The 15,706-nt window shown below is 58.9% G+C and carries 10 protein-coding genes; 8 read left to right on the forward strand and 2 right to left on the reverse strand.

The annotated features are described in order from the left end of the window. Nucleotides 1-47: 47 nt before the first annotated feature. Together AC070A_RS22795 and iolG are read right to left on the reverse strand one after the other, a co-directional pair. The gene (locus AC070A_RS22795) at nt 48-3,410 is read right to left on the reverse strand and encodes a metallophosphoesterase family protein (RefSeq protein ID WP_492384583.1); all 3,363 of its coding nucleotides are present in this window, start codon (nt 3,408-3,410) and stop codon (nt 48-50) included. Nucleotides 3,411-3,917: 507 nt separating this feature from the next. After that, nucleotides 3,918-4,922, reverse strand: coding sequence for an inositol 2-dehydrogenase (gene iolG / locus AC070A_RS22800; protein ID WP_494773592.1), 1,005 nt, complete (start codon nt 4,920-4,922; stop codon nt 3,918-3,920). Between the two features lie 416 nt (nt 4,923-5,338). On the opposite strand from iolG, the gene iolD reads away from it, so the two are divergent. The 8 genes from iolD to AC070A_RS22840 all read left to right on the forward strand — a co-directional run bounded on the left by iolD (nt 5,339) and on the right by AC070A_RS22840 (nt 15,692). Further along, nucleotides 5,339-7,180 carry a 3D-(3,5/4)-trihydroxycyclohexane-1,2-dione acylhydrolase (decyclizing) gene (gene iolD, locus AC070A_RS22805; RefSeq protein ID WP_492384585.1) on the forward strand — a complete coding sequence of 614 codons (1,842 nt, stop codon included), beginning with the start codon at nt 5,339-5,341 and terminating at the stop codon, nt 7,178-7,180. Nucleotides 7,181-7,199: 19 nt separating this feature from the next. Further along, nucleotides 7,200-8,009, forward strand: a complete 810-nt coding sequence (locus AC070A_RS22810) for an SDR family oxidoreductase (RefSeq protein ID WP_492384586.1) — start codon at nt 7,200-7,202, stop codon at nt 8,007-8,009. 15 nt (nt 8,010-8,024) lie between these two features. Beyond that, nucleotides 8,025-9,083: a sugar phosphate isomerase/epimerase family protein gene (locus tag AC070A_RS22815; RefSeq protein WP_492384587.1), complete on the forward strand. Its 1,059-nt coding sequence runs from the start codon at nt 8,025-8,027 to the stop codon at nt 9,081-9,083. 46 nt (nt 9,084-9,129) lie between these two features. Then, nucleotides 9,130-10,260 carry a Gfo/Idh/MocA family protein gene (locus tag AC070A_RS22820; protein WP_492384775.1) on the forward strand — a complete coding sequence of 377 codons (1,131 nt, stop codon included), beginning with the start codon at nt 9,130-9,132 and terminating at the stop codon, nt 10,258-10,260. A 187-nt stretch (nt 10,261-10,447) separates the two neighbouring features. After that, nucleotides 10,448-11,377, forward strand: a complete 930-nt coding sequence (locus tag AC070A_RS22825) for a sugar ABC transporter substrate-binding protein (protein WP_492384588.1) — start codon at nt 10,448-10,450, stop codon at nt 11,375-11,377. A gap of 57 nt (nt 11,378-11,434) precedes the next feature. Further along, the gene (locus AC070A_RS22830; protein ID WP_494773593.1) at nt 11,435-12,979 is read left to right on the forward strand and encodes a sugar ABC transporter ATP-binding protein; all 1,545 of its coding nucleotides are present in this window, start codon (nt 11,435-11,437) and stop codon (nt 12,977-12,979) included. A gap of 25 nt (nt 12,980-13,004) precedes the next feature. Continuing rightward, complete coding sequence (locus AC070A_RS22835; RefSeq protein WP_492384590.1) at nt 13,005-14,027, forward strand: ABC transporter permease; 1,023 nt, start codon at nt 13,005-13,007, stop codon at nt 14,025-14,027. A gap of 90 nt (nt 14,028-14,117) precedes the next feature. Beyond that, nucleotides 14,118-15,692 (forward strand): Re/Si-specific NAD(P)(+) transhydrogenase subunit alpha, encoded by a 1,575-nt coding sequence (locus AC070A_RS22840; protein WP_492384591.1) that lies wholly within the window; start codon nt 14,118-14,120, stop codon nt 15,690-15,692. Nucleotides 15,693-15,706 lie beyond the last annotated feature (14 nt).

Here is a 15,706-nt window from a genome sequence, read left to right on the forward strand (position 1 = left end):
AGAAGCCATGTGGATCGAGGCTGACAGCGAGGTATGTTCGCAAGGCATCACTCTGTTTGCCTGGTCTCCTTGTCTGGCGCGGACAGCTGTCCCATCACGATCGAGACACGGGCGATGAGATAAGCGCCATCGCGATTAGTTCGCGAAACTCCAGCGGCAATCAGATCGCCAAATTTCTTCGCCAATTCGGCAAGGTATTTGGTCTCCTGTTCCTCTCTGCCGTTGAGACGCCAGATAAATGAACTGTGCCTGAATAGGTTCAACAGGCTCGCCGCATCACCTTTGTGCGAGAAAAGTTTCCAAAGCGCCGCGTGGCACCGATCGAACAAATTATATAATCGCTCGTGGTATAAATAATTGTAGGCCGCAGCCAGATGAGCTTTTTCCTCTGAGGTTAGCCTTTCGGCAGCGCCGTCCAGCGAGGCAAGACTGACGATGGCTCGCGCGGCATTATAATAGTCCCCAGTTTTCTTCTGGGTGACGACTATTTGCTTGAATAAGTCTTCCGATGACAGACCTCTACGTCGTCTTTCCGCCGCTAGGGTTAGATTGATCGTGTTTACCAGAGAATGATTTTGTTTCTTTTGTGCCTTTAGCAGTATCTTCTTCAGCTCCGCGACGCGTTCATCACTATCCTGCATCTGCTCAGTGAGGATCGCCTGCGCTTGCAGCGCATTGCCCGTCTGACGATCGATAGCTATAGCTTTTTTTGCAGCCTCAGCCGCGCCGGCGTGGTCACCTTGACTATCGAGGCACAAGGCCAGACCCAACTGTACGCTTTGTTTTTGATGTTTGCTCAGAAATTTTTCATCGAGTGCATCAAAGTTTGCGCGGGCCTCGGCGTGGCGGCCCGTCATTCTGAGACTACGAGCGTACTCATAGCGCAGTACATTTAATTCCCGGTCATAACGATCATCATGTTCGATCAGGGAAAGCATGTCTTCGCAGAAACCCGAGATCGTACGGAAATGGTCGCCCTCTTCCAAGGCATCGACGAATGCAATAGCGAGCCTGAGTGCGTTCTCCGTGGAGGTACTGCCTCCATCAAGCGACCTGCGGACCGTGCGTAGTATCAAAGTACTCGCGTTCTGTATCTCGTAGACGTCACAAAGTGGCTGTCTCACCCGCTTACCAGTCGCCGACCCGTGGATTTCCCCTATCGTCCACTTCTCTCCGAAATGAAGTTCGAGCGCCTTCAGGTCGATATCTTCCGCTGTTTTGTCATCAATCGCATTACGTACATACTCGCGCACAGAACGTGGGACGACCAAAGCTTTGCTTGGTTCGGTTCCCATTCCTTCGAAGGTTGCCAACGATACAGAGTTAACGAGCGAGCGATCTATCAGGGCGCGGGCATGCGCGAGGGTAATCGGGTGCGGCCCGAGGAAGCGTTTGAGACGGCCTAGTTGCTCCCCGTGTGGGAGGGCGCTCAATGCAAGCAGAAGATTCCACGCTCGCTGTTCTTGGCGATCTTCAGACGCACGCAGTTCTGAAACCGTCGCAACGAGCGCTGGAGGTGCTTCGATCAGCGTTCCCCCAGATGCGCTGAAGTCAGGATTCGCCTCCATGAGTTCGTCGAGAGTGATGATTTCCAAGTCTTGGAGAGCCACATCAATCCGGTTCGGTACTCCGTCGGTATGCCTGAATAGCTTCGAAGCGGCTTCAGGCTTCGAGAGATTTCCGCTGCCTATTTCGCTGGCGGCCGCATAAATGCCGACGTCAACCTCATCGAGTGCTTTCAACTCGACCTGCTCAAAAGTTGCGAAGCGGGTAGGGCGGCGCGTTCGAATGATGATAAATGCTTCATTCGCGAAATCCGACACTGTTTGTGCGAGCCCTTCCACGTCAACTTCGAAGCTCGCATCGACGGCGTTGCTGGGAGGAAAATCAAGATCGTCGAAAATCAATATTGAAGGTCCCGCATCTGCGATTGCTTCACAGATTTCCTGGAAGCTGACCCTGTAGAGTGTCTGAAGTCGCTCGAAGAAACTTTTCCGATTGCGATAGCCATTGAAATCGAGTGCGAACACGGAGGTCGCAGCAATTCCGAGTTTCTCGCTGATTGACCACACAAAGCCTTCGTGACCCATGCCCCAATCTGCCGCGACCCAAGCGATTCGGTCTCCCTTCAGGCCGCCGGAAACGACATCACGCTCTAGCTGACGTACGCTTAAATGGGCTTTGCTTGCGGCGAGCGCGAAGCTTATCGCATCGAGGTTGAACCGCGGTCTCGGGCTTAGATCAGTGTCTTCAACATCCGCCGACGCTGATGTGAGAATGGGTTGCCTGGTTGGCTCAGCCCGCCGATGAGCTTTCTTCCTCTGGCCCAGAGTGTACGGAATTGAAAAGCACCCTGTGTCTTCGTTGATGTTTTGGCTGAGGTCTTGGCCGAGTTTCATTTCTCCGCCGACCACCCCAATCAATCTGCGTGGCCATACAGTCAGAGTCCTATCCTGGTCGACCACAGCTACTTCGCACACGGAATAGCCTTGAATCCTTTGTACCGAGTCGTTGTAGACCTCCATACCGAACAGAGATGCGGCCTGTAGGCTTCTTCGCGCTTGGCCACCGCCGTATGCAATTGTTGAAGTGTCCGGTTCATGCATGTGGCCGTAGAGATGGACGTCGAACCGGCCCGCCGGGTTGATATCGTTCTCCCATGTCGAGGGGCTGCTCGGATGTAACCAACTCGGAGGCTGGTGGGTCACCAGCACGCTGACGTCGTTCGACCGCGCCCACTGATCCGGACTTGCGTCGGTTATCGCGTGCAGTTGCCGGACGTCGACATGGAGGCGGCCGGTATAATCGCCACCGTTGAGTTGGAGCCAAGTAGAGTTCAATGCGGCAATGCCCAAGCTTCCGCTCGAAGTATTAATTACGTACGACGCATCGCCCGCGAGCAGGCCGGTACTGGAGGGGCGAACATGGATGCCTCGCTCAATCAGCCGGTTCTGCCAATTGGTAAAGTTCTCGAAGACTCCGTTGATAAAATTCCGATAATCCTCGCCTTTGTTGTCCCAGAAGCGCTCACGAAGTTCCGCCATCTGCCAGTAATTGGCCAGTGCGACTGAATGTCCAGCCAGGGAGTCGGGACGTACGAGGTCGTGATTGCCAGGAAGAGCAATCATCGGTGGCCGGGCTTGGAAATCTGATATCCGGTCGATGATCTTGCACATGATCTCGTCGAACCGATCAAATTCGTCGCTAGTTCCCATCTGAACCATATCGCCAGAAAACAGGACGAGATCGATGGTGCCGGAGCGGTCAAGAGCTTTCTCAAGGTCGCCATCAAGGAGGTGTCCGAACCGAGGCCAAAGCGCTTGTTGTTCTTTAACCCCAACGTGGATGTCGCTAAAATGAAGCCAGCGAAAACAGTTGGGTTTCAATGATGGATTTTCAGATGACGGCATGCGTGACCCAGAAATGCTTGAAAATATCGACGCTTGAAAACTCCTACTCGGTTCCAGTTTGACGTGCAATCAGTGAGAGTCGCCAGCCGGCGGCCGCACTCGATCGTTATCCGCCTCTGGTCGCATCGACGCCTGAACCGCTGTTCTTAGGTGCGGCGATCTCATGGGAGATTATTTCCTCGACGGTGCTCCCATGATTGTGGAATTCCAGATGGACCACATGAGCTTCGCAAGAGGCGTAAAGATTCGAAAGGAAACCACCAGGATTCCGAAGGTCCACTACGACGACGACAATATCGTAAGTTGTTGGGCGGAATCGCAGCCGAATACTGGTCTTTTCCACATTCGAACGGAACAATTCGTGATCTCGTGCGAGCTACACGGCGATCCGCATCAAGCATCAATCGGCGCTACGGTATGGAGAGGTGCCGTCCGTCGCCCACTTGAAGCGCCTTTGCAGGCACCTGAAGGGAAGCCGCGCCACCAGAGAGGGCGCGGCTGACCCCATCAGCGTAGGATTTCGGATACCGCTACGGACCGGTTCTCCTTGAGCGACAGAACTGCCGCCTCTGCCAGAGCCAGAGCCCTTACGCCGTCGTCGAAAGTGGCTTCGGTTTCGGCTCCGGCGGCAGCCGCCTTAATGAAAGACTCCAACCCTGCCGAGAAAGCTTCCGCGTAACGTTCGATGAAGAAATTGAGGTAGGGCTCGCCACCGCCCGTGCTCTCGCCTCCGAAGCGCTGAAGTTCGTGGGGACGGCGATTGCCGGAGATCACCATGCCCTTGGAACCGAGCAGTTCCACACGCTGGTCGTAGCCGTAGGTCGCAACGCGGGAGTTCGTGATCGAGCAAAGTTTTCCGGATGCTGTCTTCATGACCACCATGACTGAGTCGACGTCGCCGAACTCGGTAGCCAGGGTCGGGTCGATGATCGCGCTGCCAGATGCGAAGACTTCGACCGGCTCCTCGGCGAGCATGTAGCGCGCCAGATCGAAGTCGTGAATCGTCATGTCGCGAAGAATCCCACCCGAAGCTCGGATGTAGTCGCGAGAGGCGAAGCCTGGATCGCGGGACGTAATGATGACCTGCTGCAGGTTCCCGATGTCGCCGTTTCGGGCTGCGTCACGGGCTGCTCGGTGGCCCGGATCAAAGCGCCGGTTAAATCCAATCTGGATTGGAAGTTTCGATCCGGCGATGCTTTCTTGGCATTTCAGGACGCGTTCCAGAGAGAGATCAATGGGCTTCTCGCAGAATACTGCCTTGCCCGCGCGGATCGATTGTTCGATAAGATCGGCATGCGTGGACGTGGACGTCGCGATCAACACCGCGTCTGCGAGGGATATCGCTTCCTCAGCGGTCGCGGCCACTGCACAATTGAATTGGGCTCCAACTTGTTTCGCCGCTTCCGTTACAGGATCGAAAACAGCGGTTAGCTCCGCGTCACCCGCGCGATCGATGGTAGCTGCATGCATCTTTCCGATTCTGCCGCAGCCCAATAGGGCAATCTTGAGCATATTTTCCTCCAGCGTAGGCCACCACTGACTTGGGTGGGATGCGCGCAATAAAAATTGCAGATATAGAAATTTGTCAACGTTGTTTCTTCGCGAAGCATTCGACGAGCGTCAATTGGCATGCTTGCGAGTGGTCAGTCGGTGGGTCGAGCCACTAGAACATGGAGGCCATCGGATCGTAGACGTCGAGCGTAGGGCGAGTGCCCTGATGGACAGTGAAGTTATTGGTTTTGCTGCAATATTTCGCTGTCTCGACGCGAACGATTGAGTTCCAGGCGCGGCGCTTTCGGCTGCTTCGAGAGGAGATCAAAAAGGCTTTCGCAACAAAAATTGCAAAAACACTTGCAATTGATGCGAAGTCGCAATAAAAATTCCCATCAGCAGTGATCGACGCAATTATGTCGATCTGGGAGGCCATTATGAATACTGTTCGTTTGACCATGGCTCAAGCCCTGGTGCGCTACCTTTGCAACCAATTCACCGAGATCGACGGCAAGCGCGAACCGCTTTTTCCAGGGGTGTTCGCGATTTTCGGCCACGGCAATGTCACTTGCCTTTCCGAAGCGCTTGAAGCCGTGAAGGACGTTCTCCCGACGTGGCGTGGGCAGAACGAACAGTCTATGGCTCTCGCGGCGATCGGTTTCGCAAAGGCCACTCGCCGTCGCCAAATCATGGTTGCCACGGCATCTATTGGTCCGGGCGCTCTGAATATGGTGACCGCAGCGGGTGTCGCGCATACCAACCGCCTGCCGGTCCTCCTCCTTGCCGGAGATACCTTCATCAACCGCCGTCCTGACCCGGTGATGCAGCAGGTTGAGCACTTCGCAAACCCGACGATCACAGTGAACGACGCGTTCAAGGCGGTTACCCGCTATTGGGATCGCATCGTTCATCCGGAGCAGATCATTTCGTCCTTGCCGCAGGCGGTCGCCGCCATGCTGGACCCGGCCGATTGCGGTCCCGCCTTCATAGGGCTTCCCCAGGATGTCCAGGAGATCGCCTGGGATTATCCAGAGAGCTTCTTCGCCCCGACCGTCCACCGGTCGCCGAGACCGCGCCCCGACCGGGGGAGCCTCGAACAGGCGGTTCGAGTTCTGATGGCGGCAAAGCGTCCGCTGATCATCTCCGGCGGCGGTGCGCGGTATTCGGGCGCGCAGGATCAACTCGCGGCGTTCGCTGTAAAGCACGGCATTCCGCTGTGCGAGACCATTGCCGGGAAGGGTACCGTAACACACGACCATCCGGCGCACGTCGGGCCGATCGGCATCGTGGGCTCGACGTCCGCAAATGCGATGGCCGCAGAGGCCGACGTCGTGCTTGCCGTCGGAACGCGGCTGATGGATTTCACGACGGGTTCGTGGACCGCTTTTTCCCCCGATGCAAAGTTTGTTGCAATCAACGCCGCGCGCTTTGACGCCCATAAGCATCAGGCGGTGGCGGTTGTCGGTGACGCCTTGGAGACCATCACGGAACTGGCGGAAGCCATCGGCGATTACCGCGCGGACGCAGGCTGGACCAAGAAGGGCCAGACGGAGTTCGCGAAGTGGAATGAAGCGTTGGACGGCTATCAGAAGCCGACGAATGCCGCGATCCCGACCTATGCCCAGGTGGTGGGCATCGTGAACGAGAAAGCGGGCGAGCGTGACTTGCTCATCACGGCGGCCGGCGGGCTGCCTGGCGAAGTGATGAAGAATTGGCGCGTAAAGGCACCCAACACCTTCGACTGTGAATTCGGCTTCTCTTGCATGGGGTACGAGATCGCAGCCGGCTGGGGCGCTGCGATGGCCGACCCGACGCGGACGCCGATCGTGATGATCGGAGACGGCACTTACATGATGATGAATTCGGACGTCTATTCGACCGTGCTGTCCGGTCACAAGATGATCCTCATCGTGTGCGACAACGGCGGTTACGCTGTCATCAATCGGCTTCAGAACGCCAAGGGCACGCCAGGCTTCAACAACTTGCTCAAGGATTGCCGAGTCAAGGAGCCATTCCCGGTCGATTTCGGCAAGCATGCCGAGGCGATGGGAGCGCTGACGCGCCACGTGGACAGCCTGGCCGATCTCGGCGCGGCTGTCGAATGGGCAAAGTCGACGGACCGGACGACCGTTCTGACGATCGTCTCCGATGCCTTTACCTGGACGCCAGGCGATGCCTGGTGGGACGTTGGTGTGCCGCAGGTTAGCTCCCGCAAGGAAGTAAACGCAGCCGCCGAAGAGCAGCAGAATGGCCGCAAGCGCCAGCGCGTCGGCGTGTGAAGGACTGGTGGAGTTCACAATGGAAAATCAGTTCGAAAACAAGGTCGCGGTGATCACGGGCGGCACTCAAGGGTTGGGAGCCGCAACCGCTGAGCTGTTTGCGCGGCGTGGCGCTGAAGCAATCGTGATCTGCGGGCGCTCTGAGGCAAAGGGCCGGGAACAGGTCGCCAAGCTCGAAGAACTCGGCTCCCGGGCACTCTTTGTGAAAGCCGACCTGTCGGTCGTCGACGATTGCCGGAATGTCGTTGCCGAAGCGGATCGGGCCTTCGGTCGTATCGACACCCTGATCAACGTCGCGGGCGCGACCGATAGGGGCACCATTCTTGAAACGTCGCCGGAGCTCTTCGATCGGCTGTTCGCCATCAATACGCGCGCGCCGTTCTTTTTGATGCAGGAAGCGATCCGTCTTTTCCGGCGCGACGAAACACAAGGCACGATCGTCAACATCTCGACCATGTCGTCGATGGGCGGCCAGCCGTTCCTCTCCGCCTACAGCGCGTCGAAGGGCGCGTTGGACACGCTGACGAGAAACACCGCCTATGCAGTCTTGCGCAACCGCATCCGCGTCAACAGCCTGAACATCGGCTGGATGGCGTCCGAAGGCGAGGATCGCACTCAGCGCGTCGTCGACGGTCAACCGGATGACTGGCTGGTGAAGGCAGCGGCGCAGCAACCAAATGGCCGCCTGATCGATCCGGCCGAGGTGGCGCGTGCGATCGCTTTTCTGGCTTCGGCGGAATCCGGGCTGATGACGGGCGCGATCGTGAATTTCGACCAGGGAATCTGGGGAGCGTACGACGCGGTTCCCCATCCCGCGGCAGCTCTTTAAGTTTGGGTGGAAGCAATGCGCACTATCAAAGGACCGGGTGTTTTCCTCGCACAGTTCGCGGCAGACGAAGCACCGTTCAATTCGATCAAAGGGCTCGCGGGCTGGGCCGCTGACAAGGGGTTCAAGGGCGTCCAGATTCCGACTTGGGACACCCGGGTAATCGACCTCGAGCTCGCCGCCGAGAGCCAGGACTACGTCGACGAATTCAAGGAGACGCTCGCGGAGCACGATCTGGTTGTCACCGATCTCGCAAGCCATTTGCAAGGCCAGCTCGTCGCGTTGCATCCCTCGTTCAATCTGCCGGCGGATTCGTTCGCGCCCAAGAAGGTGCACCGGAACCCCAAGGCTCGCCAGGAATGGGCGGTCAACCAACTCCTCTGCGCCGCGAAAGCGTCGCGCCGCTTTGGTCTCGACCGGCACACGACGTTCAGCGGAACGCTGCTGTGGCCTTACTTCTATCCCTATCCGCAGTGGCCGGATGGCTTGATCTCCGACGGCTTCGACGAGCTTGCACGCCGTTGGCGTCCCATTCTCGACGCCTTCGACAACGAGGGGGTCGACGTCTGCTACGAGATTCACCCCACGGAAGACCTCCACGATGGTCTTACATTCGAGATGTTCCTCGACCGAGTGGACAACCATTCCCGCTGCAACATCATGTACGACCCAAGCCATCTCGTGCTGCAGTCGATCGACTACCTCACGTATATCGATCACTACCACGAGCGCATCAAGACCTTCCACGTGAAGGATGCCGAGTTCAGGCCAACCGGGAAGACGGGTGCGTACGGTGGCTACCAGCCCTGGATCAGCCGTGCCGGCCGTTTCCGCTCGCCGGGCGACGGTCAGGTCGACTTCGCCGCGATCTTTTCGAAACTCTCCGGTTATGACTTTGACGGCTGGGCTGTTCTCGAATGGGAATGCGCTCTCAAGAACTCCGAAGACGGTGCGGCCGAGGGCGCTCGCTTCATCGACGACCACATCATCCGCGTTTCTGAACGGGCATTCGACGACTTCGTGAAGTCTGGCGCGGATCGTGCGGTGAACAACGAAATTCTTGGTATCGAAGGATAATCCGGTGAGCGGCTCCTCTCTTTCTAAACGCAGATTGCGTCTTGGCATGGTTGGCGGCGGCGCAGGCGCATACATCGGCGGCATCCACCGCTTCGCTGCCCGCCTTGACAACCAGTTCGAACTGGTCGCTGGGGCGTTCGATGTCGATCCAGCCCGCGGACATGCTTTCGCAGCGGAGAATTTCATCGAACCCAACCGTTCCTACGACAGCTTCAAGGCGATGGTCGAAGGCGAAGTTAATCGGGCCGACCGAATTGACGCAGTTGCGATCTGCACTCCCAACCATACCCATTTTCCGATTGCAAAAGCCTTCGTCGAGGCGGGCATTGAAATCATCTGCGAAAAGCCGATGACGACGACGATCGAAGATGCGATTGCACTGCATGACCTGGCCAAGGAAACGGGCCGCTTTGTGGGCGTAACGTATACCTACAGCGGCTATCCGATGATCCACGAGGCCCGCGCAATGGTGGCTCGGGGCGATCTCGGGAAGATCAGGGTTGTCCAGGTCGAGTATCCGCTTGAATGGATGGCGACGGGTATCGAGCTCCAGGGCAACCAGCAGGCTGCCTGGCGAACCGATCCGAAGAAGAATGGCCGCGGTGGTTCCATCGGGGACATCGGAACGCATGCGTATCATCTTGCTGGTTTCGTTACCGGTCTGAAGGCGGAGGCTATCTCGGCCGACCTCGCGACTTTCGTCGAGGGGCGGGCGTTGGACGACAATGCCCACGTGATGATCCGCTACGAAGGCGGGGCAAGGGGCCTCCTCTGGTCGTCTCAGGTTGCGATCGGCCAATCCAACGGTCTGCGTCTCAGGGTCTTCGGCGAGACCGGCAGTCTCGTTTGGCACCAGGAGTTCCCGAACGAACTCATTTTCACCGAGCTGTTCGGCGCTCCGAAGACGATCAAGCGTGGTCGCGATGACCTGAGCGCCGATACCAAGGCTCGCACGCGGACGCCGCCCGGTCATCCGGAAGGTTACATCGAGGCGTTTTCGAACCTCTATCAGGGCTTCGCCGAGGCTATCCGCGCGAAAGCCGACGGTCGCGCCCCCGGGCCTTCAGGTTCGAATGTACCGACGTCTTACGACGGTTTGAAAGGCGTGGCCTTCGTCGACGCCGTGGTCGACAGCCATGAACAAGGCGGCGGCTGGCTGAAGCCAAGGTTCGCCTAAGACAGATATGACCCGGCAGCCGACCCGCGAGGGAACAGGATCGGCTCCGGGCTAAGGCATCCATAGAGAATTTGCACCGCGGCCGGGCGGTGTACCCAGGCGGAAATGACCTTCCGCGGGGATGGATAACTGTTGCCGGTTTTCTGGCGGTAGCCGCAGGCACCGCCTCAATGTGGAGGAGAAAACAATGAAGAAACTCATGCTCAGCGCCGCCATTGTCGCAATGACGTCTGTGGCCGCTCATGCCGAGACGATCGGCGTTGCAATGTCGCTGTTCGACGATAACTGGCTCACCGGTCTTCGCCAATCGATGGAGGACCACGGCAAGAGCCTGAAAGACGTCACCATCAACACGGAAGACGGCCAGGGTGACATTGCCAAGCAGCAGAGCCAGGTCGAGAATTTCATTGCCGCCGGCGTGGACGGGATCGTCATCATGCTCGTTGATGCAGACTCCGGTGCGGCTATCTCGAAGCGCGTGGCCGAAGCCGGCATTCCGCTCGTCTTCGTCAACAACGCCCCGGCCAACGTCGACAGCCTCCCGGACAAGCAGGCATTTGTCGGCTCGGACGAAGAGCAGGCCGGCACGCTTGAAACCGAAACGGTCTGCAAGATGCTCGGCGGCAAGGGCACGGCTGTGATCATCCAGGGCCAGCTCGGGACAACCGGCCAGCGCGGGCGCACGAAAGCGACCCATGATGTCCTCGCGTCGGATGCATGCAAGGGCATCGAGGTGGTCGATGAACAGACCGCGAACTGGATGCGCACGCCTGCTCTCGACCTTGTCAGCAATTGGCTCTCTGCGGGACGTGAGTTCGACGCCGTGATTTCCAACAACGACGAAATGGCCCTCGGCGCGATTCAGGCCCTCAAGGCGGCCGGCAAGCCGATGGACAAGGTCGTCGTTGGCGGTGTCGACGCCACGGCCGATGCGCTTGCCGCGATGCAGGCGGGCGACCTCGACGTGACGGTCTTCCAGAACGCGAAGGGGCAGGGCGTCGGCGCGATCGACACCGTGCTGAAGATCGCGCGCGGCGAGACGGTCGAAAAGAAGACCTACATCCCGTTCGAGCTCGTGACCAAAGAGAACCTCGATAAGTACACCGCGAAGAACTAACGGACGCAGGGGCGCGGTTCCTGACCGCGCCCCTCTATCCTGAAGGGAGGCAAGAGCATGTCCTCGATCAGTCCATCGACCATGTCGGCAGTCCGGAGAAGCGGCGCGGTTCCAAACGCCGAATATCTGCTCGCTGTCGAGGGAATTCGGAAGGAATTTCCAGGCGTGCTTGCGCTTGACGATGTCTCGTTCCGCCTCAAGCGCGGTAGCGTCCACGCTCTCATGGGCGAAAACGGCGCGGGAAAGTCCACACTCATGAAAATCCTCGCCGGTATTTACATCCCGGACGAGGGCGAGGTCACGCTCCGCGGAACGCCGATCAGACTCCAGTCCCCACTGGATGCCCTGGAAAACGGCATCGCCATGATCCATCAGGAGCTCAACCTGATGCCGTTCATGACGGTGGCCGAGAACATCTGGATTAGACGGGAGCCCAAGAACCGCTTCGGCTTTGTGGATCACCGCGAAATGCATCGGATGACGTCCGAACTTTTCAAACGTCTCAAGATCGACATCGACCCGGAAATCGAGGTTCGATACCTGTCCGTCGCCAACAGGCAGATGGTGGAGATCGCCAAGGCGGTCTCGTACGAGTCGGATGTCCTGATCATGGACGAGCCGACCTCGGCGCTAACGGAGACCGAAGTGGGACACCTGTTCGCGATCATTCGCGACCTGCGCGCCCACGGGATCGGGATCGTTTACATCACCCACAAAATGAGCGAGCTATTTGAGATCGCGGACGAATTCTCGGTGTTTCGCGACGGCAAGTACATCGGTAGCCACGCCGCAGCCGACGTTACCCGCGACGACATCATCCGCATGATGGTGGGCCGCGAGATTACCCAGATGTTCCCCAAGGAGGACGTCCCGATCGGAGACGTGGTCCTGTCCGTCAAAAACCTGACGCTCAAAGACGTATTCGAGGACGTCAGCTTCGACGTCAGGGCCGGCGAGATTCTCGGCGTCGCCGGGCTTGTGGGCTCCGGTCGATCCAATGTCGCCGAGACCATCTTCGGCGTCACGCCCGCCACCTCGGGAACGATCGAACTCTTCGGAAAGCAGGTGGATGTCTCGACACCCACGGTGGCGATCCGAAACAAGATGGCGTTTCTAACCGAAGATCGAAAGGATACCGGGTGTCTCTTGATCCTCGACATCCTCCAGAACATGCAAGTCGCCGTTCTGCACGACCGTTATGTGAAAGGCGGGTTTGTCCAGGAGCGCGCAATCGAGGCGGCTTGCGAGGAAATGGCAAAGCGCCTGCGTGTGAAGACACCTGGGATGTTCGAGAGGATTGAAAACCTATCGGGCGGCAATCAGCAGAAAGTTTTGATCGGTCGTTGGTTGCTCACCAATCCGAAGATTCTCATCCTCGACGAACCGACGCGGGGCATCGACGTCGGCGCGAAGGCTGAGATTCACCGGATTGTCACCGAGTTCGCGAAGGCGGGCGTCGCGGTCATCATGATTTCCTCGGAGATGCCAGAGGTCCTCGGGATGAGCGACCGCATCATGGTCATGCACGAGGGCAGGGTAACCGGTTTCCTGGATCGAGCCGAGGCCACCCAGGTCAAGGTCATGGAACTCGCTTCGCGCTGAAGCCGGACAAGTGGAGGAATTTAAGATGGAAAGCAACGCCCTGGCCAATACGGCAACTCACGATTTACCTCGACGGAAGCGGAAGTTACCGTCGGAACTAAGCATCTTTCTGGTGCTGATCGGCATTGCGTTCGCCTACGAGATTCTCGGTTGGATTTTCGTCGGCCAAAGCTTCCTGATGAACTCGCAGCGTCTGACGATCATGATCCTGCAGGTTTCGGTGATCGGCATCATCGCCGTTGGCGTGACGCAGGTCATTATCACCGGGGGCATCGATCTGTCCTCCGGCTCGGTCGTCGGCATGACGGCAATGGTCGCCGCAGGCTTTGCCCAATCGTCCACGTGGGCGCGGGCCATGTATCCTGATCTGACCGATCTTCCCGCCATCATCCCGATCGCGGTCGGCGTCCTGATCGGCGTGGGAGCCGGCCTGATCAACGGGTGCCTGATCGCGTTCACCAAGATACCGCCGTTCATCGCCACGCTGGGGATGATGGTTTCGGCCCGCGGAGTTTCGAAATGGTACACGAAGGGTCAGCCAGTTTCCGGCCTGACCGACCAGTTCAACTTCATCGGCAGCGGCGCATGGCCCGTAATCGTCTTCCTTGTCGTCGCGCTGATCTTCCACATCGCGCTTCGCTACACCCGCTACGGGAAGTTCACGTATGCAATCGGTGCCAATCCTCAAGCGGCCCGCGTTTCCGGCATCAACATCGAGGCCCATCTGATCAAGGTCTACGCGATTGCCGGCGCTCTGGCAGGCCTCGCAGGCATCGTGACCGCCGCGCGCGCACAGACGGCGCAGTCCGGTATGGGTGTCATGTACGAACTGGACGCCATCGCCGCGGCCGTGATTGGCGGCACCTCGCTCGCCGGCGGCGTGGGACGCATTACCGGCACGGTAATTGGAACCATTATCTTGGGTGTGATGACCTCTGGCTTCACCTTCCTGCGAGTTGACGCCTACTACCAAGAGATCATCAAGGGCATCATTATCGTCGCTGCCGTGGTTGCTGACGTCCTCCGCCAGAAGCGGAAGAGAACGTAACCGGAGTGGACGGCCCTGCCGTTGGCGGGGCCGTCGTCTACTTGGGCGGGGCACCGACCAAACCCATCCGCAAACAGCTTGGATTTGACGATGAAGGTCGGGACACCGAGAGAAATCGCCCCAGCCGAGGCGCGTGTCGCAATGACGCCAGAGTCGGCCAAACAGCTTCAGAAGCTTGGACACGAATGCCTGGTCGAAACCGGAGCCGGCCTCAAGGCCGGCATCTCCGACGAGGCGTTCCGAGCGGCAGGGGTGCAGGTGGTGCCGGATGCCGCGGCACTCTATGCGGCGGCGGACGTCATCGCGAAGGTCAGACCGCCCGAGCCAAGCGAGGCCGCGTATTTGTCTGCGGACAAGACGCTGATCTCGTTCTTCTATCCCGGCCAGAATGCCGAACTGCTCGAGCTTTCCAAGGCGAAGGGCGCGAACGTCATCGCCATGGACATGGTGCCGCGCATCAGCCGCGCGCAGAAAATGGACGCGCTGTCGTCGATGGCCAATATCGCGGGCTACCGCGCGGTGATCGAGGCCGGCAACAATTTCGGCCGCTTCTTCACCGGGCAGGTGACGGCCGCCGGAAAGGTGCCGCCGGCGAGGGTGCTGGTGATCGGTGCAGGTGTCGCCGGTCTGGCCGCGATCGGCGTCGCCACCTCGCTTGGTGCCCAGACCTATGCCTTTGACGTGCGCCCTGAAGTCGCCGAACAGATCGAGAGCATGGGGGCCGAGTTCGTCTATCTCGACTTCGACGGCGCTCAGCAGGACGGTGCGGCCACCGGCGGTTATGCGGCTCCGTCTTCGCCCGAGTTCCGCGAGAAGCAGCTTGCCAAGTTCCGCGAACTTGCACCTCAGATCGACATCGTCATCACCACCGCGCTGATCCCCGGACGTGATGCACCGAAACTCTGGCTTGCCGACATGGTGGCCGCGATGAAACCGGGATCGGTGGTGGTCGACCTTGCGGCCGAGCGCGGCGGCAACTGTGACCTGACGGTTGCCGATCAGCGGATCGTCTCCGACAACGGCGTCGTCGTCATCGGCTATACCGATTTCCCGAGCCGCATGGCCGCGCAAGCGTCGACGCTCTATGCCACCAACATTCGCCACATGCTGACCGACCTGACGCCGGGCAAGGATGGCAAGCTCGTCCACAATATGGAGGACGACGTCATCCGTGGCGCGACCGTCACCTTCGAGGGTGCGATCACCTATCCGCCGCCACCGCCGAAGATCGCCGCGATCGCGGCGCAGAAGCGACAAGAGAAGGTGAAGGAACCGACGCCGGAGGAAAAGCGCGCCACCGAGGCCGCGGCCTTCGAGGCGCAGACGAAGAGCCAGCTAACGCTGCTCGCCGTCGGCACGGCGCTGCTGCTTCTTGTCGGTGCCTTTGCACCGCCGGCCTTCATGGGCCACTTCGTCGTCTTCGTGCTCGCCTGCTTCGTCGGCTTCCAGGTCATCTGGAGCGTCTCGCATTCGCTGCACACGCCGCTGATGGCTGTCACCAACGCGGTTTCCGGCATCGTCATTCTCGGCGCTCTCTTGCAGATCGGCTCTGGCAACTGGCTGGTGGTGCTGCTTGCGTCGATGTCGGTGCTGATCGCCACGATCAACATCGTCGGCGGCTTCCTCGTCACACGGCGCATGCTCGCCATGTTCCAGAAATCCTGATCGGGCAGGGGTAT

Source organism: Ensifer sp. GW101-20A05 (assembly GCF_059424735.1).

What these genes read in the sequence shown, in the direction of transcription:
- AC070A_RS22795 (WP_492384583.1), bottom strand. Translation starts at nt 3,410, where the DNA reads ATGCCGTCATCTGAAAATCCATCATTGAAACCCAACTGTTTTCGCTGG.
- iolG (WP_494773592.1), bottom strand. Translation starts at nt 4,922, where the DNA reads ATGCTCAAGATTGCCCTATTGGGCTGCGGCAGAATCGGAAAGATGCAT.
- iolD (WP_492384585.1), top strand. Translation starts at nt 5,339, where the DNA reads ATGAATACTGTTCGTTTGACCATGGCTCAAGCCCTGGTGCGCTACCTT.
- AC070A_RS22810 (WP_492384586.1), top strand. Translation starts at nt 7,200, where the DNA reads ATGGAAAATCAGTTCGAAAACAAGGTCGCGGTGATCACGGGCGGCACT.
- AC070A_RS22815 (WP_492384587.1), top strand. Translation starts at nt 8,025, where the DNA reads ATGCGCACTATCAAAGGACCGGGTGTTTTCCTCGCACAGTTCGCGGCA.
- AC070A_RS22820 (WP_492384775.1), top strand. Translation starts at nt 9,130, where the DNA reads ATGGTTGGCGGCGGCGCAGGCGCATACATCGGCGGCATCCACCGCTTC.
- AC070A_RS22825 (WP_492384588.1), top strand. Translation starts at nt 10,448, where the DNA reads ATGAAGAAACTCATGCTCAGCGCCGCCATTGTCGCAATGACGTCTGTG.
- AC070A_RS22830 (WP_494773593.1), top strand. Translation starts at nt 11,435, where the DNA reads ATGTCCTCGATCAGTCCATCGACCATGTCGGCAGTCCGGAGAAGCGGC.
- AC070A_RS22835 (WP_492384590.1), top strand. Translation starts at nt 13,005, where the DNA reads ATGGAAAGCAACGCCCTGGCCAATACGGCAACTCACGATTTACCTCGA.
- AC070A_RS22840 (WP_492384591.1), top strand. Translation starts at nt 14,118, where the DNA reads ATGAAGGTCGGGACACCGAGAGAAATCGCCCCAGCCGAGGCGCGTGTC.